At 59.1% G+C, this 22660-nt stretch carries 21 protein-coding genes; 10 read left to right on the top strand and 11 right to left on the bottom strand.

Translation table 11 applies throughout. The features are described 5' to 3' along the window. The first annotated feature begins 8 nt into the window (after positions 1 to 8). The 4 genes from argH to ACR0JF_RS11590 all read left to right on the top strand — a co-directional run bounded on the left by argH (position 9) and on the right by ACR0JF_RS11590 (position 5740). Positions 9 to 1397, top strand: coding sequence for an argininosuccinate lyase (gene argH, locus ACR0JF_RS11575; RefSeq protein WP_170661204.1), 1389 nt, complete (start codon positions 9 to 11; stop codon positions 1395 to 1397). Beyond that, positions 1397 to 1579, top strand: coding sequence for an argininosuccinate lyase (locus ACR0JF_RS11580; RefSeq protein ID WP_170379008.1), 183 nt, complete (start codon positions 1397 to 1399; stop codon positions 1577 to 1579). The genes argH and ACR0JF_RS11580 overlap by 1 nt, the downstream gene beginning before the upstream one ends. A gap of 315 nt (positions 1580 to 1894) precedes the next feature. After that, positions 1895 to 3160 (top strand): diaminopimelate decarboxylase, encoded by a 1266-nt coding sequence (lysA, locus tag ACR0JF_RS11585; protein WP_170661203.1) that lies wholly within the window; start codon positions 1895 to 1897, stop codon positions 3158 to 3160. Between the two features lie 36 nt (positions 3161 to 3196). Next, positions 3197 to 5740 carry a TIGR02302 family protein gene (locus ACR0JF_RS11590; protein WP_480555111.1) on the top strand — a complete coding sequence of 848 codons (2544 nt, stop codon included), beginning with the start codon at positions 3197 to 3199 and terminating at the stop codon, positions 5738 to 5740. 108 nt (positions 5741 to 5848) lie between these two features. Here ACR0JF_RS11590 and ACR0JF_RS11595 read toward each other — a convergent pair whose 3' ends face one another. Next, positions 5849 to 6559: a zinc-ribbon domain-containing protein gene (locus ACR0JF_RS11595; protein ID WP_170661202.1), complete on the bottom strand. Its 711-nt coding sequence runs from the start codon at positions 6557 to 6559 to the stop codon at positions 5849 to 5851. Positions 6560 to 6743: 184 nt separating this feature from the next. Here ACR0JF_RS11595 and ACR0JF_RS11600 point away from each other — a divergent pair, with 184 nt between their 5' ends. From ACR0JF_RS11600 to ACR0JF_RS11615, 4 genes are read left to right on the top strand one after another with little or no spacing between them, the layout of a single operon-like run. Further along, positions 6744 to 7421 (top strand): ATP-binding cassette domain-containing protein, encoded by a 678-nt coding sequence (locus tag ACR0JF_RS11600; protein WP_170490977.1) that lies wholly within the window; start codon positions 6744 to 6746, stop codon positions 7419 to 7421. Next, a complete protein-coding gene (locus ACR0JF_RS11605; RefSeq protein ID WP_170661201.1) occupies positions 7418 to 8317 on the top strand; it encodes a cell division protein FtsX in 900 nt (299 codons plus the stop codon). The genes ACR0JF_RS11600 and ACR0JF_RS11605 overlap by 4 nt, the downstream gene beginning before the upstream one ends. Beyond that, the gene (locus ACR0JF_RS11610; RefSeq protein ID WP_170661200.1) at positions 8317 to 9057 is read left to right on the top strand and encodes a lysophospholipid acyltransferase family protein; all 741 of its coding nucleotides are present in this window, start codon (positions 8317 to 8319) and stop codon (positions 9055 to 9057) included. Before ACR0JF_RS11605 ends, ACR0JF_RS11610 begins: the two co-directional genes overlap by 1 nt. Next, positions 9044 to 9649: a pyridoxamine 5'-phosphate oxidase family protein gene (locus ACR0JF_RS11615; protein WP_170661301.1), complete on the top strand. Its 606-nt coding sequence runs from the start codon at positions 9044 to 9046 to the stop codon at positions 9647 to 9649. Before ACR0JF_RS11610 ends, ACR0JF_RS11615 begins: the two co-directional genes overlap by 14 nt. Before the next feature lie 9 nt (positions 9650 to 9658). On the opposite strand, the gene ACR0JF_RS11620 is transcribed toward ACR0JF_RS11615, so the two are convergent. Further along, positions 9659 to 10252 carry an NAD(P)H-dependent oxidoreductase gene (locus ACR0JF_RS11620; protein ID WP_170661199.1) on the bottom strand — a complete coding sequence of 198 codons (594 nt, stop codon included), beginning with the start codon at positions 10250 to 10252 and terminating at the stop codon, positions 9659 to 9661. An 87-nt stretch (positions 10253 to 10339) separates the two neighbouring features. Here ACR0JF_RS11620 and ACR0JF_RS11625 point away from each other — a divergent pair, with 87 nt between their 5' ends. Beyond that, the gene (locus tag ACR0JF_RS11625; RefSeq protein WP_480669327.1) at positions 10340 to 10933 is read left to right on the top strand and encodes a TetR/AcrR family transcriptional regulator; all 594 of its coding nucleotides are present in this window, start codon (positions 10340 to 10342) and stop codon (positions 10931 to 10933) included. 22 nt (positions 10934 to 10955) lie between these two features. Here the strand turns inward: ACR0JF_RS11625 and lpdA are convergent, their stop codons facing one another. From lpdA to sucC, 9 genes are all read right to left on the bottom strand, one after another. Further along, positions 10956 to 12344, bottom strand: coding sequence for a dihydrolipoyl dehydrogenase (lpdA, locus tag ACR0JF_RS11630; RefSeq protein WP_170661197.1), 1389 nt, complete (start codon positions 12342 to 12344; stop codon positions 10956 to 10958). Positions 12345 to 12395: 51 nt separating this feature from the next. Further along, positions 12396 to 12788, bottom strand: a complete 393-nt coding sequence (locus ACR0JF_RS11635; protein ID WP_170661196.1) for an MAPEG family protein — start codon at positions 12786 to 12788, stop codon at positions 12396 to 12398. Between the two features lie 128 nt (positions 12789 to 12916). Continuing rightward, a complete protein-coding gene (locus tag ACR0JF_RS11640; RefSeq protein ID WP_170661195.1) occupies positions 12917 to 13186 on the bottom strand; it encodes a hypothetical protein in 270 nt (89 codons plus the stop codon). 2 nt (positions 13187 to 13188) lie between these two features. Further along, positions 13189 to 14697, bottom strand: coding sequence for a 2-oxoglutarate dehydrogenase complex dihydrolipoyllysine-residue succinyltransferase (gene odhB, locus ACR0JF_RS11645; RefSeq protein WP_170661194.1), 1509 nt, complete (start codon positions 14695 to 14697; stop codon positions 13189 to 13191). 3 nt (positions 14698 to 14700) lie between these two features. After that, positions 14701 to 17658, bottom strand: a complete 2958-nt coding sequence (locus ACR0JF_RS11650) for a 2-oxoglutarate dehydrogenase E1 component (protein ID WP_170661193.1) — start codon at positions 17656 to 17658, stop codon at positions 14701 to 14703. Further along, complete coding sequence (locus tag ACR0JF_RS11655; RefSeq protein WP_170661192.1) at positions 17655 to 18197, bottom strand: DUF805 domain-containing protein; 543 nt, start codon at positions 18195 to 18197, stop codon at positions 17655 to 17657. Before ACR0JF_RS11655 ends, ACR0JF_RS11650 begins: the two co-directional genes overlap by 4 nt. A 10-nt stretch (positions 18198 to 18207) precedes the next feature. Next, entirely contained in the window at positions 18208 to 18648 is a 441-nt protein-coding gene (locus ACR0JF_RS11660; protein WP_170661191.1) for a hypothetical protein, read from the bottom strand. Then, positions 18649 to 19530, bottom strand: a complete 882-nt coding sequence (gene sucD / locus ACR0JF_RS11665; RefSeq protein WP_170378979.1) for a succinate--CoA ligase subunit alpha — start codon at positions 19528 to 19530, stop codon at positions 18649 to 18651. A gap of 84 nt (positions 19531 to 19614) precedes the next feature. Beyond that, positions 19615 to 20808 carry an ADP-forming succinate--CoA ligase subunit beta gene (gene sucC / locus ACR0JF_RS11670; protein WP_170661190.1) on the bottom strand — a complete coding sequence of 398 codons (1194 nt, stop codon included), beginning with the start codon at positions 20806 to 20808 and terminating at the stop codon, positions 19615 to 19617. 263 nt (positions 20809 to 21071) lie between these two features. Between sucC and ACR0JF_RS11675 the strand changes: the two genes are divergently transcribed. Then, a complete protein-coding gene (locus ACR0JF_RS11675; RefSeq protein ID WP_170661189.1) occupies positions 21072 to 22652 on the top strand; it encodes a hypothetical protein in 1581 nt (526 codons plus the stop codon). Positions 22653 to 22660 lie beyond the last annotated feature (8 nt).

A 22660-nucleotide genomic window follows, 5' to 3' on the forward strand; every position in this document is an offset into this window, starting at 1 on the left:
TTTCTTACATGACCGATCAATCCTCGAACCAGATGTGGGGCGGCCGCTTTGCCGCCGGTCCAGACGCGATCATGGAGGCAATCAATGCCTCGATCGGGTTCGATCAGCGGATGGCAGCCCAGGACATCGCAGGCTCGCGCGCCCATGCCGCTATGCTGGCGGCGACAGGCGTTATTAGTGATAGTGACGCGCAGGCCATTCGGGAAGGGCTACTCACAGTCTTGTCAGAAATCCAGAAGGGAGAATTTCAGTTCTCGACCGCGCTGGAAGACATCCACATGAACGTCGAAGCGCGCCTGAAAGAGGTGATCGGTGAACCCGCAGGCCGTCTGCACACGGGTCGGTCGCGTAATGATCAGGTGGCAACCGATTTCAAACTTTGGGTACGTGACCAGTTGGACGCGGCAGAAACCGGCCTACTGGCCCTCATCCGCGCGCTTTTGGCGCAGGCCGAGACGGGGGCGGATTGGGTCATGCCGGGCTTTACCCACCTGCAAACCGCACAGCCAGTGACATGGGGCCACCACATGATGGCCTATGTCGAGATGTTTGGCCGCGATCTCAGCCGTGTGCGCGACGCTCGCGCCCGGATGAACGAATCCCCCCTTGGGGCCGCCGCGCTGGCCGGGACGTCTTTCCCCATCGACCGTCACATGACGGCCGAGGCGCTGGGCTTTGACCGCCCCGCCGCGAACTCGCTGGATGCCGTCAGCGACCGCGACTTCGCGCTGGAGTTCCTGTCCACTGCCTCGATCTGCGCCGTCCACTTGTCGCGCTTTGCCGAAGAGCTGGTGATCTGGTCCTCGGCCCAGTTCCGGTTTGTGACGCTCTCGGATCGCTTCTCGACCGGGTCTTCGATCATGCCGCAGAAGAAAAACCCCGACGCAGCGGAGCTGATCCGCGCCAAAGTCGGTCGCATCTACGGCGCGAACACCGCGCTTATGATGGTGATGAAAGGCCTGCCGCTGGCCTATTCCAAGGACATGCAAGAAGACAAGGAACAGGTCTTTGACGCCGCCGACAATTGGATACTGGCTCTGGCCGCGATGGAAGGCATGGTTAAGGATATGACCGCCAACCGCGACAGCCTTGCTGCCGCTGCGGGGTCGGGATTCTCGACCGCGACCGATCTGGCCGATTGGCTGGTGCGGGTTCCGGGCCTGCCGTTCCGCGATGCTCACCATGTCACGGGTTCGCTGGTGGCGATGGCTGAAAACAAGGGCTGTGACCTCCCTGATCTGACCTTGGAAAACATGCAGTCGGTCCATGCGGATATCACCGATGACGTCTATTCTGTTCTTACTGTCCAAAACTCTGTAAACTCGCGTCAGTCCTATGGTGGCACCGCCCCGGATCAGGTACGGGCGCAGGTTGAGCGATGGAAGGCGCTGGTGTGATGACAGTTCTACGCATAGCGGTGATTTTGGCGGCTGGGTTCGCGCTGGCCGGATGTGGCGCGGATGGTGAGCCGGTTCAGCCAACGGCAAGCGTAGGTGTTGGCGTCGGCTCCAGCGGAACGCATGTAGGCGGAGGCATCGGCTTCCGCCGCGGGGGCTTTGGCCTCTATCTGGGCGTTTAATCGCTGATCTCGTTGTAATTCCGGGTAAAACACCCAAGTAGGGTCTGGCACGCCGAGGCGCGGCCCTTCGTTCTAATACTCAGAGACTGACCTCATGCGAATTTTCGTATTTCTTTTGGCGCTCGTCGCGCTTGCGGCCTGCGAGCCGACCTCCAGCCAACGGCCGGCGCCGCAAAAAGAGCCCAGTTCAACCGGAGTCTCAGTGTCCGGCTATGCGCGTGTCGGGGTGTCGAACGATTTCTGATCGCTCTGCGGCATATCGTTTCAGTGCGAATCCATTGATCCATAGGGCAGTTTTGGTCTAATCGCGCTTTTATGGATCACTTTCTCTACCGCGACGGCGCGCTTTACGCCGAGGATGTCCCGATCTCCGAAATCGCAGCCGCGGTCGGAACCCCGTTCTATGTCTATTCGACTGCGACCCTGTTGCGGCATTTCAAGCTGTTCGATGACGCGCTTGAAGGCACTGATCACCTTGTCTGCTATGCGATGAAGGCCGCCAGCAATCAGGCGATCTTGAAAACGCTGGCGCAGGCGGGTGCTGGAATGGATGTAGTCTCGGGCGGGGAATACCTGCGCGCTAAGGCCGCCGGTGTGCCGGGCGACAAAATCGTCTTTTCGGGCGTTGGCAAGACGGCGGATGAGATTCGCACAGCGCTGACCGGCGGCATCCGCCAGTTCAACGTCGAATCCGAGCCCGAGATGGAAGTGATCAACGCGGTAGCGACAGAACTCGGCGTGGTTGCGCCGATCACCGTTCGGGTGAACCCGGATGTGGACGCCAAGACCCATGCCAAAATCGCAACCGGCAAGTCCGAGAACAAGTTTGGCATCCCGATCTCGCGCGCGTCCGAGGTCTATGCCCACGCGGCATCTCTGCCGGGGCTGGAGGTCATCGGCATCGACGTCCATATCGGCTCGCAACTGACCGAGCTGGAGCCGTTTGAGCTGGCCTATACCAAGGTCGCCGAACTGACCGAGCAGTTGCGCGCAGAGGGTCACAATATCCGCCGCCTCGATCTGGGTGGTGGGCTTGGCATTCCCTACACCCGCTCAAACGACGCGCCGCCTTTGCCGTTGGAATATGGTGCGCTGATCAAGAAGACTTTGGGCCATCTGGGCTGCGAGATCGAAATCGAACCCGGTCGCCTGATTGCGGGTAACGCTGGTTTGATGGTCAGCAAGGTGATCTATGTGAAATCCGGCGAAGGGCGTGATTTCCTCATCCTTGACGGCGCGATGAACGATCTGATCCGCCCGGCCATGTATGAGGCGCATCACGATATCGTTGCGGTACAGGAACCCGCAGCGGGGGTCGAACAACAGCCCTATGACATCGTGGGGCCCGTCTGCGAATCCGGTGATACTTTTGCCAAACAGCGCAACATGCCGCCGCTTGCGCCGGGTGATCTAATCGCCTTCCGCAGCGCCGGGGCCTATGGCGCGGTGATGGCCAGCGAATACAACACGCGCCCCCTGATCCCCGAGGTTTTGGTGAATGGGGATCAATTTGCCGTAATTCGTGAACGCCCAAGCTTTGACGAAATCATAAACCGCGATACCATACCTGAGTGGCTTTGACGCGGTAGGCGCGCGGGCCAACTCTGGAGGCCCGCTTTGAGCGACAAACAAAACCTGCCCATTCCCCGTCTGTCCGTGTGGATGACACATGCCGGATTGCTGGCCGAGCAGGTTTTGCGCGCGTTTTGGCCGTTTTTCTCGGTTTTGATGGCTGTTTTGGCCGCGTTGATGCTGGGTCTGCATGATCTTGTGCGGGTTGAGATCGTGTGGGGCGCAGCTGTCGTCGTAGCCATTGCGCTGCTGGTCAGCGCGATCTGGGGGATTCGGCAATTCCACCTGCCATCACGAGCCGAAGCGCTGGCCCGATTGGATGAGACCCTGCCCGGGCGTCCGATTCAGGCATTGATGGATGATCAGGCGATTGGTGCGGGGGATACGGATTCGGTTGCCCTCTGGCAGGCGCACAAGGCGCGGATGGCGGACCGCGCGGCGCAAGCGCGCGTTGCCAAACCCGACCTCCGACTGGCGTCGCGCGATCCTTATGCCCTGCGCTACGCAGCTTTGCTGGCGCTGGTGGTCGCGGCCCTGTTCGGTTCGTTCTGGCGGATTGGCTCGGTGGCCGAGATGGCCCCCGGCACGGCGGTAGCAGGGCAAGGGCCTACATGGGAAGGCTGGGTCGAACCACCACGCTATACCGGGCTACCGACGCTCTATCTGGCCGATCAGACCGGCCCCACGCTGTCGATCCCGCAAGGCAGTCGCGTTACTCTGCGTTTTTATGGCGAGGTCGGTGCGCATAGCCTGACCGAAACGAGCTCTCCCCTAGGTGCCGAGGCCGCGACCGAAACAGAGCAGGATTTCACCGTCTCCCGCTCAGGCCAGATGCGTATTGACGGCCCTGCCGGGCGGGATTGGATGGTGGATGTCATCCCCGACACCCCGCCCAGCATTGCGGTTGCCGACAAGGCCGAGGCCGAGGCAGGTGGTCAGATGAAGCTGCCCTTTGCGGCCTCGGATGACTACGGGGTCGTCTCTGGCTCGGCGGTGATCGAATTGGACATGGCCTCGGTTGATCGTCGCTATGGTCTGACGGCGGACCCGGAACCACGCGAGGTGATCGAGGTTGAATTGCCGATGCCGATCACCGGAGATCGCGCGGATTTCACCGAAGATTTGATCGAGGATTTCTCGCAGCACCCATGGGCGCATCTGCCGGTTCGTATCACGTTAATGGCGCGCGACGCCTCGGATCAGGAAAGCACGTCCGAGCCATATTTGACCGATCTCCCCGCGCGCCGGTTCTTTGATCCCCTGGCGGCTGCGGTGATCGAACAGCGCCGCGATCTGCTCTGGTCGCGGACCAATGCACCGCGCGTGGCTCAGGTGCTGCGGGCGATCTCGCACCGGCCCGAGGAACTGTTTCGCTCCGACACCGCCTATCTGCGGCTGCGGGTCACCCTGCGGCGGTTGGAAACCTTCAACGACTACGGTTTGAAGGATAAACAACAGGCCGAGATCGCGCAGGCCCTTTGGGATCTGGCGGTTTTGATCGAAGAGGGCACTCTGGCAGATGCGCTGGAGCGGATGCGCCGGGCGCAGGAGCGTCTCACTGAGGCGATGCAGAACGGGGCCAGCGATGAGGAAATCGCCGAGCTGATGCAGGAACTGCGTGAGGCCACGCAGGACTACCTGAACCAGTTGCAGCGCCTTGCGCAGGAAAACGGCGATAGTGATGAGCGCCAGTCCGGTCAGAATGGCGAAAGCATGCAGATGACGCAGGACGATCTGCAGGCCATGATGGATCGCATTCAGGAATTGATGGAACAGGGCCGCATGGCTGAGGCGCAGCAGGCGCTGGAAGAGTTCCAGCAGATGATGGAGAACATGCGTGTCACCCAAGGCCAGGGGCAGGGTGGTCAATCCGAGGGGCAACAGGCCATGGAAGGCTTGGCCGAGACTCTGCGCGAACAGCAAGGCCTAAGCGATCAGGCGTTCCGCGATTTGCAGGAACAGTTCAACCCCGGCGCTCAGGCCGGAGAAAATCAGGGTAATGAAGGCCGCAATGGCGGTCAGGGCCGTGGTGAAAGCCACGAGGGTCAGGGCGGCCAGGGTCAGGGTTCGGATCAGGCGGGCGAAGGCCAATCGGGTGAGGGGTCTCTGGCGGATCGGCAGCAGGCCCTGCGGCAGGAACTGAACCGACAGCAACAGGGCTTGCCCGGTGCAGGCACCCCCGAAGGCGACGCGGCGCGCGATGCTTTGGGCCGCGCGGAAGGTGCCATGGAAGAGGCCGAAGAGGCGCTGCGCGGCAATGATCTGGCCGAAGCGATCGACCGTCAGTCCGAGGCGATGGAGGCCCTGCGCGAAGGGATGCGATCCTTGGGTGAGGCCATGGCGCAGAACCAGCAGAACCAATCCGGACAAGGCACCGAGGAAGGTGAGGCGCAAGCCAACAGCCGCGACCCGCTGGGCCGCAATCCTGGTGCGGCCGGGTCGATTTCAACCGATGACAACCTGCTGCAGGGCGAAGACGTCTATCGCCGCGCGCGTGAGTTGCTGGACGAAATCCGCCGTCGGACCGGCGAAACCGACCGGCCCGAGATCGAGCTGGAATACCTCAAGCGTCTGTTGGAACGGTTCTGAGCCGCTATATCGTTTCGGCTTAAACCTGAGACACGAATACCCTGCCACGCTTTCAGCGTTGTCGGGACATTCGTGTCACTTGATGGCTAAGGTAAAACCCGAAAAGCTTTATTCCTGCGGCGCGCCTGCCCCGGCCTGCGTCTCAAGCCAGATACGGGCCTGATCAATCAAAGAGACGTAGGAGTCCAGCACGGGATCGGCTTGCGGTACGGCCTCGCTTATCTGTTGCGCATTGCTGTAGATCAGATAGAGGATCACGCCGATGACCAGCATCACGGCAAAGCCGCGCACGAAGCCACGGGATTGTTTGACCGGGGGCGTGTCGTCGCCCTCATCGCTCATCATGCCTGAATTGATGGTCTCAACGTCAGGAAGCTCATCCTTCTGGCCCGCATCCTCGGCGGTCTCGGTCGCAGTTGGGCGCTTGATCTGAAACTCGGGTTCGACAGAGTCTTCCAGCGCCAGATCCGGTTGCGTCTCAAGGTTGCTGCCTTCTTGAGTGCGCAGCTCCGCCTCACGCGCAGCCTCCTCCTTCAAAATGCTCGCAACAGCGGGGTCGACATTGCCGGTCTTGCCGGTATCGGACGGAGTCTCATCAACGACCTCGACTTTTGTGTCGGGTTCAGGTGTTGGCTCTGGCTTAGCTTCCGGCTCGGCGGTGGCATCAGGCGCCTCAGTAACGGGTGCTGCGTCTTCGGGGTGCTTGGGCTGAAACCACGTCTGGTCACAGGCGGAGCACTGCACATCGCGCCCCTCTTCGGGGATAACCTCGTCCGGCACTTCGTACTGAGCGCCGCAATTCGGACATGTAAGTCTCATACTGCCTCCCCGGCCTGACGTTCGGCCCGATAGTAGTTTTTTCAGGGATGATATTCCGTTAAGACCCAACAGCAAAGGGCGTTTTCGGTTTCATGGGGCAAGTGTCGCCAATTGGACTCGGTGCAGGCATTGAAACCGCAGGCAAGCTCGGGCAAGAAGATCGGCAAAAGAACTGGGGACACCTGTGATCGAGCTGGAAAATGTCAGCTATACCTATGGCGACGGCGCATTGCTGAGCGATGTCTCAGTCAAATTGCAGCCCGGCTCGTTCCATTTCCTGACCGGACCTTCCGGCGCGGGCAAAACCACGTTGCTGAAGCTGTGCTATGGCGCGTTGTTGCCGACCTCGGGTCGGTTGAGCGTGTTTGACGAAGATATCGCGCGTCTGGATCGGGATCAGATGGCCCTGCTGCGGCGCCGGGTCGGTGTTGTGCATCAGGATTGCCAGTTTCTGGATCATATGACGCTGGCTGAAAACGTGGCCCTGCCTCTGATGGTGTCGGGCCGCGCAGAGTCGGAAGAGCAGGACAACCTGACCGAGCTTTTGTCCTGGGTTGGGCTAGGGGCCCGGCTTGACGCCCATCCGCCTGAACTGTCGGGTGGTGAACGCCAACGCGCGGCTTTGGCCCGAGCCGTGATCTTGTCGCCCGACGTTGTTCTGGCGGATGAGCCGACTGGCAACGTCGATTGGGAGATGTCTCAACGGCTGCTGCGTCTGCTGATCGAGTTGAACCGCATGGGCAAGACCGTCCTGATCGCTACCCACGACCTGAGTTTGATCCGCGCCGCCAAAAGCCAAGTTCAGGCTCGTGTGTTGCGCATCTCGCAGCGCAAACTGCATCTGGCCGGAGCGGATCTATGAGCAATGGCGACATCCGAAACCTGCTGCGCCGGGATACACGCGCAGATCGCGTTGTCCCTCCGACCGGGTATACCGCGCATCTGACCCTGTTTGTCTCGGGCGCAATGGCGTTTCTGGCGGTGTTTGCGCTGGCACTGTCACTTGCCTCGGGCCGGATTGCAGACCGTTGGGCCTCGGAGCTGGCGGGGGCTGCCACCTTGCGTATCAACGCCCCGGCCGAGCAGATGGCGGCACAGACGGAAACCGCGCTGACCGTTCTTGGCCAGACACCCGGCGTCGCCTCGGCCCGTGCACTGACGGCCGAGGAACAGGCCGCGCTGCTGTCGCCATGGTTTGGGCCTGATTTGCCGATTGAGACACTGCCGATCCCGCAACTGATTGAAATCGTTGAAGGTGAGCCCGGTCTGGATACGGCGGGTCTCCGTCTGCGATTGGGCGCTGAAGTGCCCGGAGCGGTTCTGGATGACCATACCCGTTGGCGTGAGCCCTTGGTGGATGCGGCGATGTCCCTGCGTCGGCTGGGCTGGGTCTCGATCCTACTGATCGGAGGCGCGACCGCAGCCATGATCACACTGGCGGCAAATGCCTCGCTCGCTGCGAATGCCAGTATCATCGCAGTGCTGCGGCAGGTGGGCGCGCGCGATCGGTTCATCGCAGGCGCATTTGTCCGCCGCTTTACCTACCGCGCCTTCTTCGGCGCATTTGTCGGAACGATGTTGGGGATGACAGGCGTTCTGCTCTTGCCCGACCCCTCGGACGAGGGCGGATTTCTGACCGGAGTAGGGTTTCAGGGGCTTGGCTGGGTGCTGCCTTTGCTGATTCCCGTTCTGGGCGCTGTGGTTGCCTTCTTCGCAACCTGGACCGCCGCTCGCCGCAAGTTGAAGGAGCTTTCCTGATGTCACAGGGCTTTCAATGGATCCGTTCCCTGATCTTCATGATTGTGATCTACGTTTGGATGTTGATCCTTGGAATCGTCTATCTGCCACACGCGATCTTCACGAAACAGGGCGCTTTGCGCGCATGCAAGACTTACGCGCGCAGCACGATGTGGTTGGCGCGATGGATGGTCGGCATAAGGTGCGAGGTGCGTGGCACGGTACCCACCGGCGAGGTTGTCATCGGGGCCAAGCACCAGTCTTTCCTTGATATCATCATGATCTTCAACGCCATCCCGCATGGTAAATTCATCATGAAGCGAGAGCTTCTCTGGACCCCGGTCATCGGAATGTATGCGCGTCGTTTGGGCTGCATCCCGGTCAATCGCGGCAAGAAGGGTGCGGCAGTGGCCAAGATGGTCAAAGACGTCGCCAAGGAGTTCGCCGAACCCGGCCAACTGGTGATCTACCCTCAGGGCACCCGCGTCGCCCCCGGTGTGTCCAAGCCCTATAAGGTCGGTACGGCGATCCTGTACAGCGGGCTGGGCTTTCCCTGCGTGCCGGTTGCGACCAATGCCGGCGTATTCTGGCCGCGCAGCGGTATCTTGCGCAAACCGGGGTTGGCGATCGTCGATTTCCTCGACCCGATCGAACCGGGCGTCGAACGGGACGCGTTTCTGAGCCGTTTGGAAGATGTGATCGAGACACGCTCAAACGCTTTGATGAAGGAAGTGGGGTTTGATCCGGATGGAGTTCATTGAAGACATCCCGAGCCTGGAGGCACTCTATGGCACGCCCGCTGCGCCGTCGTTGCGCAAGGTCGCGCACAGCCTGACGCCGCTCTACCGGCAATGGATCATGGCATCGCGCCTATGTGTCCTCAGCACCGTTGGCCCCGAAGGCGTCGATGGTAGCCCGCGTGGAGATGATGGGCCCGTTGTTTTGGAGCTTGATCCCAATACGCTGGCCATGCCGGATTGGCGGGGGAACAATCGTCTGGATTCCTTGCGCAATATCGTTCGCGACCCGAGGGTTTCGCTGATGTTTATCGTGCCCGGTTCCAACACTGTGGTCCGACTGAACGGGACTGCACGCGTATCCGCGGATGAAGGGTTGAGGGCCCGGTTCGAAAAACAAGGCAAGCAACCGGCCACCGTGATCGTTATTTCGATTGCCGAGATCTACACCCAATGCGCCCGGGCCTTGATGCGGGCTGGCACTTGGACGTCCGGCAATCAAAGTAGCGGATTGCCCACGGTTGGCGAGATTCTTGCAGAAGCCTCATCCGGTGAGGAAAGCGGCGCGCAATACGACTCCGAATGGCGCGCGCGCGCCGCAAAGACAATGTGGTAGGCAGGGCACCTAGATTGCCTCTGCGCCAATTCTGGCCACCTTGGAAATCCAGCGATCGACGCTTCCTGGCTTTGGCTCGCTGGCCCCTGCGAAGTATGTGAACCGCGTTGGCTTGAAGCCGACAAAGCCGAGTATCTGATCGCGGACTTGCCGGATCAGTGCTTGACGGTAGATCAGGCGCATGAACCAGCCGGGCGTGTCCGAGGTCAGGATGACGCGCGCGGTGCGACCCGTCAGCATCGGGGCCGGAAAGCCCAGCTTGGTGGTGTTTCGAGTATCGAAGGTTCGTCCCGGGATGAACATGCGATCAATTAGGCCTTTCAGCTTTGCAGGCAGTCCACCCCACCACATAGGCGCGGTCATAACGAGATGGTCGCTCCATTCGAAATCCTGCAGCAACTTCTCAAGCTCGGGTTCGAGGGGTTTGAACTCGTGATAGTTGCCCTGCCCAAAATCGAGATCGAACTGAAGGTCGCTCAGATGAATCAGGCGGACGTCATGACCGTTCTGGCGCGCGGCGGCGCCGTAGGTTTTCGCAAAAGTACGGGACAGGCTGCTTTCGGCGGGGTGCCCGTCGAGGATCAGGATTTTCTTGGCGTGCATGGGATGTCTCCTAAAAATGACCGTGGTCAGTTTATTAGGTATAAAAATGACCCCGGTCAATATAAAATTTGACCGCGGTCAAAAAACATGCAATCTGGCATCATGCAAAAGACAGTCCAGAAACGCACGTTGAAAACCCGCGCCCGCCTGATGGCGGTGTCGCAAGAGTTGATTCAGAAGAGCGGGTATGAGGGCCTTCGGGTGGAAGAGGTGGTGCAAATGGCCGGTGTCGCCAAGGGCACCTTCTTTGCGCATTTTCGCGACAAGGACGCGTTAATGGAGATCCTGATCGCGGACAAATTGAATGCGTGTCTAGATCAGGCCGAGGCGGGGACATCGCCCAAAAACGTAAAACAGCTTATCGCTGCCTTGGAACCGGTCCACAGCTTCATGATGTCCGAACGGTATGTTTTCGATCTGCTGATCCGGTATTCCGGCGCAACCGCCATCGCGGATGTTGGGCCGATCGCCTATTGCTTTGAGCGGTATTTCCGGGTGGTGATGATGTGGCTTGAAGTGGCCGAGATGCGCAAGGATGTGCCGTCCGAGCTTTTGGCCGAAGGTGTGCAGGCCTTTGCGATTCAGGCCATGTCTCTCAGGTTCTGCGCGTTGCATTCGGCAACAACCTTCACCGACAGGCTGGAAACCTATCTGGATGCCTGGTTGACCCCGGCAGGCTGATCGCTGCCGGGGTCAGAGAGCTTTAGCTGTGAATTGGGCCGTCACCACAAGCCAGAGCGGCCTCACGCACGGCTTCCGAATAGGTCGGGTGGGCGTGGCAGGTCAGCGCCAGATCTTCGGCCGAGGCGCCGAACTCCATCGCGACGCAAACCTCGTGGATTAGGTCGCCCGCGGCGGGGCCAATGATATGCGCACCCAGAATCCGGTCGGTTTCCTTGTCGGCCAGGATCTTGACGAAGCCGTCAGAGGCAAAGTTGGCCTTGGCCCGGCCATTGCCCATGAACATGAACTTGCCGACCTTGTAGGCGCGACCCTGTTCTTTCAGAGTCGCCTCGGTCTCGCCCACATTGGCAACCTCGGGCCAGGTGTATATCACGCCGGGGATGACGCCGTAGTTCACGTGGCCGTGCTTGCCTGCGACCTGCTCGGCAGCAGCCATGCCTTCGTCTTCGGCTTTGTGCGCCAGCATCGGGCCTTCGGTGACGTCGCCGATCGCGTAGATGCCCGGCACGTTGGTCTGCCAGTCCGCGCCGACCTTGATCTGACCACGCGGCGTCATCTCGACACCCAGTGCATCCAGCCCCAATCCGTCCGAGTATGGCTTGCGACCGGTGGCGACCAGAACGGTATCGGCTTCGATCACATGATCGCTGTCATCCTTGAGCAGCTTGTAGGTGACTTTCGCTTTGGTTTTCGAAGCTTCGGTCTTTTGTACCGCCGCACCCATCACAAAGTTCAGGCCCTGTTTCTTGAGGATACGCTGGAAGGTCTTCTGCACCTCGGGGTCCATGCCCGGGGTGATTTCCTTGAGGAATTCGATCACCGTCACTTCAGCACCCAGACGGCTGTAGACCGAACCCAGTTCCAGACCGATCACACCGGCACCAATCACCACCATCTTTTTCGGGACCTTGCCCAGCGACAGCGCGCCGGTTGAGGTCACAACGACCTTCTCGTCAACCTCGACACCCGGCAGGGCCGAAGGCTCGGAGCCCGATGCGATGATGATGTTCTTGGTGTCATGAACCTCATCACCCACCTTGACCTTGCCGGCAGCGGGGATCGACCCCCAGCCCTTCAGCCAGTCGATCTTGTTCTTCTTGAAGAGGAACTCGATGCCCTTTGTGTTGCCCTCGATCACCTCTTCCTTGTAGGCCTGCATCTGTTTCCAGTCGACGGACGGAGATTTACCCTTCAGGCCCATCTTGGCAAAGTTATGCTCGGCCTCGTGCAGTTGATGAGAGGCATGCAACAGCGCCTTCGACGGGATGCAGCCCACGTTCAGGCAGGTGCCTCCCAGCGTCTCACGCCCTTCGACAACGGCGGTTTTCAGACCCAGCTGGGCGCAGCGGATGGCACAGACATAGCCGCCGGGACCGGCTCCGATTACGATAACGTCATAGCTGGACATTGAGGGCACTCCTTGGTGTGTCTTGGCCGCATCTGGGCGCGGCGTACTAAGCTATAGGGCTAGCAGGTAAAGATAGATCGTCGCAAGAAACCCAGCCATCCACACGATCGTGCGCAGGAAGGGAACCGGGATTGCGAAGGCGTAGATCGGAACGAAAACCACACGCGCGATCAGAAAAATCTGCCCGGCCAGCAGCGATCCGGAGGTGAAGGCGTCCTTGGCGGACAGGATCAGAACGGCGGGGGCAAACAGGGCCATGGCGACGACCGAATTGGTCAGAGCCCGTTCGACCCGGCCCGCAACACCGGTCAGGGCGGGCATGTCGTCCCGCGCGCCGCCCAATGTCATCAACCCGACCTGCGACATGGCTGTCAGCACATTCAACAGAACCACTACGACGATCAGAAGGCCGTACAGAGCAAGAATGGAAAGTTCGGAAGACATGACGAGTATCCTTTTTCAACCAGAGTCCGTTTGTCGGTTAGCATTCTCTGACATCAATAGCAGGCGCGCTTCACGTGTATTTGCGGGGCTGTGTGCGAGGAGGTCCCGCACACAGTAGCGTTTCATGGTCAGACCGGATCCAGAAGTTTCACCTGGATATGGGCGACCCCGCCGCGTTCGTGATGCATGGCCAGCTCTTCCGAGTCGAAGAAAGCGCGGGCTTTTTGTATGTCATCCACTTCGAACATTGCGATGGCGTGATCCTTTTGATCGGGGTCACGCCAGACATGCAGGTCGTGAATGCCGGCGGCCTGGCGCATCGCGATGTCTTCGCGAAACACCTGCAGCCAGGCATCAAAATCGGCCACGTCGGCTTGCCACAGAACATGCGTTGCCATGACTACAGATCCATCAGCAGGCGGCGCGGGTCTTCCAGCGCCTCTTTCACGCGGACAAGGAAGGTCACCGCGCCTTTGCCGTCAACGATCCGGTGGTCATAAGACAGCGCCAGATACATCATCGGACGGATCACAACCTGACCGTTGATGGCCATCGGGCGGTCCTGGATCTTGTGCATGCCCAGAATACCCGATTGCGGGGGGTTCAGGATCGGCGAGGACATCAGCGAGCCATAGACACCACCATTCGAGATGGTGAAGGTGCCGCCTTGCATCTCGGCCATGCTCAGCTTGCCGTCACGGGCGCGTTTGCCTTTCTCGGCGATGGCCTTTTCGATCGCTGCAAAAGACATCGAGTCTGCATCGCGGATGACCGGAACAACCAGACCTGTGGGTGTACCGGCGGCGACACCCATGTGGACGAAGTTCTTGTAGACGATGTCGGTGCCGTCGATCTCGGCATTCACCTCGGGCACTTCTTTCAGCGCATGGCAGCAGGCCTTGGTGAAGAAGGACATAAAGCCCAGACGCACGCCGTGCTTCTTTTCGAACTGGTCCTTGTACTGGCTGCGCAGGGCCATCACCTCGGTCATGTCCACCTCGTTATAGGTGGTCAGCATGGCAGCGGTGTTCTGGCTGTCTTTCAGACGCTTGGCGATGGTCTGGCGCAGGCGTGTCATCTTGACCCGTTCCTCGCGCGCTGCGTCATCGGCGGCCACAGGCGCGCGTGGCGCAGGGGCCGGAGCCGGAGCGGCAGCAGGCGCGGGTGCAGCAGCCGTTGCCACGGCGCGGGCCACGTCTTCTTTCATGATGCGGCCATCACGTCCGGTGCCCGAGACTTGAGCGGCGGACAGACCGGCCTCGGCCATGGCTTTTTCTGCTGACGGAGCGTTGGCGACATCTTTGCCAGTTGCTGCTGCGGCCGGGGCTGCGGCGGCGGCAGGGGCGGGTGCAGGAGCAGCGCCGGCGCCGGAGCCCGAGATCACGGCCAGTTTGGCCGAGGCATCCACGGTTGTGCCTTCAGGCGCAACGATTTCCGCCAGAACGCCAGCAGCAGGGGCGGGAACCTCGACCGAGACCTTGTCGGTCTCCAGCTCACACAGCATCTCGTCCTGCGCGACCGCGTCACCAACCTGTTTGAACCATGTCGAGACGGTGGCTTCGGTGACCGATTCACCCAGCGTGGGCACCATCACATCAACATTGCCACCCGACGCTGCCGGAGCGGCCGCAGGGGCGGGCTCTGCTGCGGCCGGGGCAGGGGCTGCACCTTCGCCTGCAGCGATGGTCGCCAGCAGGGCGTCGACGCCAACGGTTTCACCTTCGGCGGCGACGATCTCGCCCATAACGCCAGCGGCGGGCGCGGGGACTTCGACCGTCACCTTGTCGGTTTCAAGCTCACAGAGCATCTCATCCACGGCGACGGCATCACCGGGTTTCTTGAACCAGGTCGCAACCGTGGCTTCGGTAACAGACTCGCCTAGCGTGGGAACACGAACTTCAATGGTCATCGTTTACTTTCCTTCGAGGCTCAGCGCTTCGTTCACGAGCGCTTCTTGTTGAGCTTTGTGTTGGCTGGCCAGACCCGTCGCAGGCGAGGCCGAGGTTGCGCGGCCGACATAGAGCGGCCGAGTATGTTTGGCGCCGATACGGGTCAGCACCCATTCGATGTTTGGCTCGATGAAGGTCCAGGCACCTTGGTTTTTAGGCTCTTCCTGGCACCAGACGATCTCAGCCCCTTTGAAACGCTCAAGCTCGTTGATCAGCGAGTGCGCCGGGAACGGATAATACTGCTCGATCCGCATCAGGTAGACGTCGTCGATACCACGGGCGTCGCGTTCCTCCAGCAGGTCGTAGTAGACCTTGCCGGAACACAGAACCACGCGCTTGATCTTGTCGTCCGCGGCCAGCTTGGTGTCCGAGTTGCCCTGTTGCGCATCGTCCCACAGCACCCGGTGGAAGCTGGAGCCAGTGGTGAAATCCTCGGCCGTGCTGACAGCCAGCTTGTGGCGCAGCAGCGATTTCGGGGTCACCAGGATCAGCGGTTTACGGAAGGTGCGGTGCAGCTGGCGGCGCAGGATGTGGAAATAGTTCGCCGGTGTCGTGCAGTTCGCCACGATCCAGTTGTCCTGACCACACATCTGCAGGAACCGCTCCAAACGCGCCGAGCTGTGTTCGGGGCCTTGCCCCTCGAACCCGTGCGGCAGCAGCGTCACCAGACCCGACATCCGTAACCATTTGCTTTCGCCCGAGCTGATGAACTGGTCGAACATGATCTGCGCCCCGTTGGCAAAGTCACCAAACTGCGCCTCCCACAGGACAAGGGCGTTCGGTTCGGCCAGCGAATAGCCGTACTCGAAACCCAGAACCGCATATTCTGACAACATCGAGTCGATCACTTCGTAGTGCGACTGACCCTCGCGGATGTTGTTCAGCGGATAAAACCGCTCTTCCGTTTCCTGATGGACAAAGCCCGAGTGACGTTGACTGAACGTCCCACGCGTCGCGTCCTGACCGGACAGTCGAACCGGAAAGCCCTCGGTCAGCAACGAGCCAAAGGCCAGCGCTTCACCTGTGGCCCAGTCAAAGCCTTTGCCGCTGTCGAACATCTGTTTCTTGTGATCCAGCAGACGCGCAACGGTTTTGTGTACCGCAATATCCGCAGGGGCGTGGGTCAGCGCGTTGCCGATCTCGGCCAGAGTCGCCGGGGCGATGGCGGTTTCGCCGCGCACATATTCCTCTTTGTTCTTGTCCAGGTGAGACCAGCGCCCGTCCAGCCAGTCGGCCTTGTTGGGTTTATAGTCTTTGCCGGCCTCGAACTCATCATTCAGATGGGCCTGGAAGGCGGCCTTCATATCCTCGATCTCACCTTCCGGGATCAGGCCGTCTTTGACCAGACGCTCGGTATAGAGCGACAGAGTGGTCTTATGCGTCTTGATCTTCTTGTACATGATCGGGTTGGTGAACATGGGCTCATCGCCCTCGTTGTGACCAAAGCGGCGATAACAGAAGATATCGATGACCACGTCCTTGTGGAACTTCTGCCGAAACTCGGTCGCGACTTTGGCTGCGTGAACAACCGCCTCGGGGTCATCGCCGTTCACGTGGAAGATCGGCGCTTCGACCATCAGCGCGATATCGGTCGGATATGGGCTGGAGCGCGAGAAGTGCGGCGCGGTTGTAAAGCCGATCTGGTTGTTCACGACGATATGCATAGTGCCGCCGGTCTTGTGGCCCTTGAGGCCGGACAGACCAAACCCTTCGGCGACCACACCCTGACCAGCAAAGGCCGCATCCCCGTGCAGCAGGATGCCCATAACCTTGGTGCGGTCGGTGTCGTTCAACTGATCCTGCTTGGCGCGGACCTTGCCCAGAACCACCGGGTTCACCGCTTCAAGGTGCGAGGGGTTGGCAGTAAGCGACAGGTGGACGCTGTTGCCGTCAAACTCACGGTCGCTGGAGGCACCGAGATGATATTTCACGTCGCCAGAGCCATCCACATCTTCAGGCTTAAAGCTGCCGCCCTGGAACTCATTGAAAATCGCGCGGTAGGGCTTGCCCATAACGTTGGCCAGAATATTCAGGCGGCCTCTGTGCGGCATGCCGATGACAATGTCGCTGACGCCCAGTGCCCCACCGCGTTTGATAATCTGCTCCATCGCCGGGATCAGGCTTTCGCCACCATCCAGACCGAACCGCTTGGTGCCCATGTATTTGACATGCAGGAATTTCTCGAAACCCTCGGCCTCGACCATCTTGTTCAGGATCGCCTTACGGCCTTCCTTGGTGAACGCGATTTCCTTGCCGTAGCCTTCGATCCGCTCCTTCAGCCACGCAGCCTGTTCGGGATCGGAGATGTGCATGTATTGAAGCGCGAAGGTGCCGCAATAGGTCCGTTTCACGATCTCGACGATCTGCCGCATCGAGGCCATCTGCAGGCCCAGAACATTGTCGATAAAGATCGGCCGGTCCATGTCGGCGTCGGTAAAGCCATAGGTTTTCGGATCGAGTTCCGGATGTGTGCTGGCCGCGCGCATGCCCAGCGGATCCAGATCGGCGGCCAGATGGCCCCGGATCCGGTAGGCCCGGATCAGCATCAGCGCCCGCAAGCTGTCCAGCACGGCGCGCTTGATCTGGTCATCGCTGACCTCTACGCCCTTGTCTGCCGCTTTTTCCTTAATCTTCTTTCCTGCCGCCTTGGCGTCAATCTCGGCCCACTCACCGGTCAGCGCCCCAGTCAGATCATCCGCAGGCATCGGCGGCCAGTCGGTCCGCGCCCAAGATGGCCCCTCGGCCTCACGTTGAACGTCAGGAGAAGCGTCGCCCATCGCCTTGAAGAACTCGGCCCAGGCGGCATCCACCGCCCCGGGGTTCTTGGTGTATTGGGCATAGAGCTGCTCCAGATACTCGGCATTGTGGCCTTGCATAAAGCTTGAGGCATGGAACGCGGAATTGGGCGTGTGTTCGGTCATTGTGCTACCTCATATGGGTTGGGACCGTATTGGTTGGTGCCTGGTTGAGACGGGCGGGTCAGCCACCACAGAACCAGGAGGGGCGACACAAACAAAACAAGCAGTGTCGGAATGACGATCAGCAGAGTGGCACGTGTGAACAGAATGTCCAGATTGCCGCCATGCTGGAAACTCGAGGCAAGGCCGATGCCGAAGATCAGAACCGCGAAGGCCCCGAGGATCAGCAGGATCGGCAGCAGAGCGTAAAGCCCACTGCGCCCTGTATCGTGCATCCGCCGCCACGCGACGGCCAGATGCGGGAAGAACACAATCAGGCTGACGATGCTTTGCACCGGTTGGCGGGATGTGGCTGAGACGGATTTCACGCCATCTCCCTCGGTCACCGAGACCTGAGTGAAGAATTGTGCATCAATGATCCCAGCAAGAATGCTCCAGATCACGATGAACAGGAAAAAGAACCAATACTCGGTCCGCGAGGCACGACCCGAGAAAGTGAAGAACTTCGAGAAACAAGTGCGGATGGCGTCGGAGAAGGTCATTGCAGTCAATTCACCCCCTTGCGTCGTCACATGAAAAAGAAACGATCAGAGCACGCTCCCTTCCGCGATTGGCTGAGAAAACGGCCCGTTCGCTGCCTATCAAATCGCAAACATAACCAACGCGTTGCACTATTTCATCCTTGGTGGATTCTTTGTTTGCGCGAAAGCGGAACTGGTATTTTTTGCTGCCCGAGAGCTCGAGGTCAAAAAAACCTTTTGCCTTGGCAACGTTGTGCATGCCGCAAGCCTCGTCCTGAATAAACTGACCCTCGCTGGACCAGCCAATACGAACTTCACATTCCATTGCTTTGGCTTGCCCAGCGGCAGAAGATGCGAATATCGCAGTCGCGAACAAAGACCACAGCCAAGCGAAAGATGAGAAGGATGGACGCAACGCACCCACCCTTTTTTCGGGCGCCGCCCTTAGAGCGTATGCCCGGTAGTTGATCATTTACCCAATCGCTTCCAGCACGGCCTCACCCAGCGTTGCCGGGCTTTCTGCCACAACGATACCGGCCGAGCGCATGGCTTCGATCTTGTCCTCGGCGCCGCCTTTGCCGCCCGCGACAATCGCGCCTGCGTGGCCCATGCGGCGTCCCGGAGGGGCTGTGCGGCCTGCGATGAAACCGGCAACCGGCTTCTTGCGGCCCTTCTTGGCCTCATCCGCCAGGAACTGTGCGGCTTCTTCTTCGGCCGAGCCACCGATCTCACCGATCATGATGATCGAGTGGGTTTCGTCATCGGCCAGGAACCATTCCAGCACGTCGATATGCTCGGTGCCTTTGATCGGGTCGCCGCCGATACCCACGCAGGTGGATTGGCCCAGACCCACATCGGTGGTCTGCTTAACGGCCTCATAGGTCAGAGTGCCCGAGCGGGACACAACGCCGACCGAGCCGCGCTTGTGGATGTGGCCGGGCATGATGCCGATCTTGCAGGCGTCAGGTGTGATGACACCGGGGCAGTTCGGGCCGATGAGGCGCGATTTGCTGCCTTCGAGCGCGCGCTTTACCTTCATCATGTCCAGAACCGGAATGCCTTCGGTTATGCAGACGATCACTTCCATCTCGGCATCAATCGCTTCGAGGATCGAGTCAGCCGCGAAGGGCGGGGGAACATAGATCACCGAGGCATTGGCTTCGGTCACGTGCTTGGCTTCGTGGACCGAGTTGAACACGGGCAGGCCCAGATGCTCCATCCCGCCTTTGCCGGGGGTCACGCCGCCGACCATCTTGGTGCCGTAGGCGATGGCCTGTTCGCTGTGGAATGTGCCCTGCGAGCCGGTAAAGCCCTGACAGATCACTTTGGTATTTTCGTCGATGAGGACTGCCATCTGGCGTTCTCCTATTTTAGGCGGGCCAAGGCCTGCCAGAATTCTTCGGAAAAGTGGGGCGAAACCCACTCCACGGAATTGGGCTTAGCCTTTCACGGCTTTCACGATCTTCTCGGCACCGTCTTTCAGGTTGTCCGCCGCGATCACGTCCAGGCCAGAGGTATTGATGATCTCTTTGCCCTTCTCGACATTCGTGCCTTCCAGACGCACGACCAGCGGAACCTGCAGGCCGACCTCTTTCACCGCGGCAACAACGCCCTCGGCGATGACGTCACAACGCATGATGCCGCCGAAGATGTTGACCAGAATGCCTTTGACGTTCGGGTCCGAGGTGATGATCTTGAACGCCTCGGTCACTTTCTCTTTGGTCGCACCGCCGCCCACGTCGAGGAAGTTGGCTGGCTCGGCACCGTAGAGTTTGATGATGTCCATCGTCGCCATCGCCAGACCGGCACCGTTGACCATGCAGCCGATCTCGCCATCCAAAGCAATGTAGTTCAGATCGTACTTGGAGGCTTCGAGTTCCTTGGGGTCTTCCTCGGTCTCGTCGCGCAGCTCCGCGATGTCGGGGTGGCGGTAAACCGCGTTGCCGTCAAAGCCCAGCTTGGCGTCCAGTACCTTGAGCTCGCCGCTGTCCGAGACGATCAACGGGTTAATCTCCAGCATCTCCATGTCCTTCTCGACGAAGGCTTTGTAGAGGATGCCCATCAGGCGCACACATTGTTTGACCTGCGCGCCTTCCAGACCCAGCGAGAACGCGATGCGGCGGCCGTGATAAGCCTGATAGCCGGTCACAGGATCCACCGAGAAAGAGAGGATTTTCTCAGGCGTGGACGCGGCCACTTCTTCGATATCCATGCCACCTTCGGTCGAGCAGACAAAAGAGATGCGGCTGGTCTGGCGATCCACCAGCAGGGCCAGGTACAGTTCACGCTCGATGCCGGAACCGGCTTCGATATATATGCGGTTGACCTGCTTGCCTGAGGGGCCGGTCTGGTGGGTGACCAGAGTGCGACCCAGCATCTTCTTTGCTTCCTCGGCCGCTTCTTCCACCGACTTGGTCAGACGGACACCGCCCTTTTCACCTGCGTCGGCCTCTTTAAAGCTGCCTTTGCCGCGTCCACCTGCGTGGATCTGCGCCTTAACAACCCAAAGAGGGCCGTCTAGCTCACCGGCTGCGGTTTTGGCTTCCTCGGCGCGCAGAACCGCGCGACCGTCGGAGACCGGAGCGCCATAGCTGCGAAGAAGCGCCTTGGCTTGGTATTCGTGAATGTTCATCGAAATTGTCCCGTCTGACTACGATTACAACGATATAGAGGTGTCTAGGGCGCAATTATAAAGGCTTTTTTGAACCCGGAGCGGTTTTTGGTGAAGATTTTCCATATTTGTGATCACAGTTTTTTAAGGTGTGATCACAAATATTCAGACTGATTCTTTCTATATTTTGTTCCTTTGCAGCTTTGGCGCAAAATCACTTTCTTGGCCAGTTGGCATTGCCTATAGAGGATATGCGAATAGCGTACCTGATTTTGGAGTGATTAATGCTTGAGGCAGAACGGCTTTGGAGTCTTAGACGGCGATACCTGCCCGAAGTATTCAGGTTCCAATATGTTCTGGACAAAACCGGACTTGATGTCGGCTTTTTGAAGAGCTTGAAATTTGGTGCGTCGCAACTTCATGTCGGGCAGGATCTTCCAGTTTGTGAACTGGAAGATGCGGATGGGCTCGCGTTTGGTTATTTGCTTGGTGTAGCTGTTGGTCCGGAAGGTTTAGTCGATGGCAGTGCAGTGCTGCCGTTTTCGACACGAGACGGCGACGCATGGAGAAAATTCGAGCAATACTTGACCGAGTGTGCAGGCCGGTTTGCCTTTTTCCTGCAGATCGGCGGCGAAGCGCGTCTCTACACGGATCCGGTTGGAATGATTGGCGCGGTTTACGAATGCGACGCGCAGCGCGTTGCAAGTTCACCGCTTCTTGCGATTGACCGGGAGGTCATTCCAAACGTTCGTTATCAAGCGGACTGTTTGGCCGAACTTCGCACGCGTTATTCGCTATTCCACACTCGTGATGACAGGGTGAAACGGTTGAACCCAAATTTCTACCTGGATCTGAACACATTTGATGTGGAAAGGTTCTGGCCTAGGGGTGAGGTGTTTTCGCTTGAAAATTCAAGCCATGCCGAAACCTATGACGAAATCACCGAGCGACTGGCTTTCAACATTGATCAGATCACCGAACGCCACAAATGTGCCATGCCGATTACGGGAGGAAGGGATAGTCGAATTCTTGCAGCAGTTGGCCGCAACAGTTTGCACAAAATTCCATTTTTTTACACTCATGTAAAAAACTACAATTCCGAAGTAGATGCCCATGTCGGTGCTGCGGTTGCCAAAAGTCTCGACACTCCGCATGTCGTTCTGGGAACGCGTTTTGGAAAGGAAACCAAGCGCTGGGAACAGAAATTTCTGGCGCAAGCCTATCAGATTTCGCACGGGTCCGACACCGCCCCTCCAAAAGAGTATGTAACCGGAGCAACCAACGCGATTCCGTCCGATCACCTTATTTTGAGGGGACATCAAACCGACCTTTTACGTGCCGTCTATGTGTTTAAGCCCAAGGCCATGTGGAGTGACGCGGAATGGCAGATTGAACGGATGCTCATTGTGCCTCGGCGATCGTACAATTCAGTTATCTGTAAACATTTCGAAGGAGATTTTTTTGCATGGCAAGCGACTCTTCCAGAAAATGCGATGGAAAAAGCAGCCGACTTTATGTTTTTAGAAGTCTACTATAATTCAACAGTCGGGGCATCTTTTCCCGCCTTGTGGCAGCACTTCTATCTTTCACCTTTCAACAGTCGACGGCTTATAGAATTGTCTTTGCGATTTGATGAGGCCGAACGCAGAAGTTGCCAGCCTGTTTTTGACATTGTCCAAAAGGCATCGGCTGATTGCGCAAGGGTGCCATTTTTAGGGGAAGGTGGCACACATTTTTTCGAAATGAACCAACCATCAGACTATGAGCCGCTTTCACAGCAGCGAGTCATTAGCACCGAGCAACGACTTGCCGCGCACTATGGTGGGTTGCCCCAAGTCGAAGCAATCGCGGGTGAGAGCAGGTAGCATCGAAT

It is taken from the genome of Ruegeria sp. BG11 (assembly GCF_056538565.1).

Coding starts and splice junctions, on each gene's coding strand:
- argH (WP_170661204.1), top strand. CDS start 9: ATGACCGATCAATCCTCGAACCAGATGTGGGGCGGCCGCTTTGCCGCC.
- ACR0JF_RS11580 (WP_170379008.1), top strand. CDS start 1,397: ATGACAGTTCTACGCATAGCGGTGATTTTGGCGGCTGGGTTCGCGCTG.
- lysA (WP_170661203.1), top strand. CDS start 1,895: ATGGATCACTTTCTCTACCGCGACGGCGCGCTTTACGCCGAGGATGTC.
- ACR0JF_RS11595 (WP_170661202.1), bottom strand. CDS start 6,559: ATGAGACTTACATGTCCGAATTGCGGCGCTCAGTACGAAGTGCCGGAC.
- ACR0JF_RS11605 (WP_170661201.1), top strand. CDS start 7,418: ATGAGCAATGGCGACATCCGAAACCTGCTGCGCCGGGATACACGCGCA.
- ACR0JF_RS11610 (WP_170661200.1), top strand. CDS start 8,317: ATGTCACAGGGCTTTCAATGGATCCGTTCCCTGATCTTCATGATTGTG.
- ACR0JF_RS11615 (WP_170661301.1), top strand. CDS start 9,044: ATGGAGTTCATTGAAGACATCCCGAGCCTGGAGGCACTCTATGGCACG.
- ACR0JF_RS11620 (WP_170661199.1), bottom strand. CDS start 10,252: ATGCACGCCAAGAAAATCCTGATCCTCGACGGGCACCCCGCCGAAAGC.
- ACR0JF_RS11625 (WP_480669327.1), top strand. CDS start 10,340: ATGCAATCTGGCATCATGCAAAAGACAGTCCAGAAACGCACGTTGAAA.
- lpdA (WP_170661197.1), bottom strand. CDS start 12,344: ATGTCCAGCTATGACGTTATCGTAATCGGAGCCGGTCCCGGCGGCTAT.
- ACR0JF_RS11635 (WP_170661196.1), bottom strand. CDS start 12,788: ATGTCTTCCGAACTTTCCATTCTTGCTCTGTACGGCCTTCTGATCGTC.
- ACR0JF_RS11640 (WP_170661195.1), bottom strand. CDS start 13,186: ATGGCAACGCATGTTCTGTGGCAAGCCGACGTGGCCGATTTTGATGCC.
- odhB (WP_170661194.1), bottom strand. CDS start 14,697: ATGACCATTGAAGTTCGTGTTCCCACGCTAGGCGAGTCTGTTACCGAA.
- ACR0JF_RS11650 (WP_170661193.1), bottom strand. CDS start 17,658: ATGACCGAACACACGCCCAATTCCGCGTTCCATGCCTCAAGCTTTATG.
- ACR0JF_RS11655 (WP_170661192.1), bottom strand. CDS start 18,197: ATGACCTTCTCCGACGCCATCCGCACTTGTTTCTCGAAGTTCTTCACT.
- ACR0JF_RS11660 (WP_170661191.1), bottom strand. CDS start 18,648: ATGATCAACTACCGGGCATACGCTCTAAGGGCGGCGCCCGAAAAAAGG.
- sucD (WP_170378979.1), bottom strand. CDS start 19,530: ATGGCAGTCCTCATCGACGAAAATACCAAAGTGATCTGTCAGGGCTTT.
- sucC (WP_170661190.1), bottom strand. CDS start 20,808: ATGAACATTCACGAATACCAAGCCAAGGCGCTTCTTCGCAGCTATGGC.
- ACR0JF_RS11675 (WP_170661189.1), top strand. CDS start 21,072: ATGCTTGAGGCAGAACGGCTTTGGAGTCTTAGACGGCGATACCTGCCC.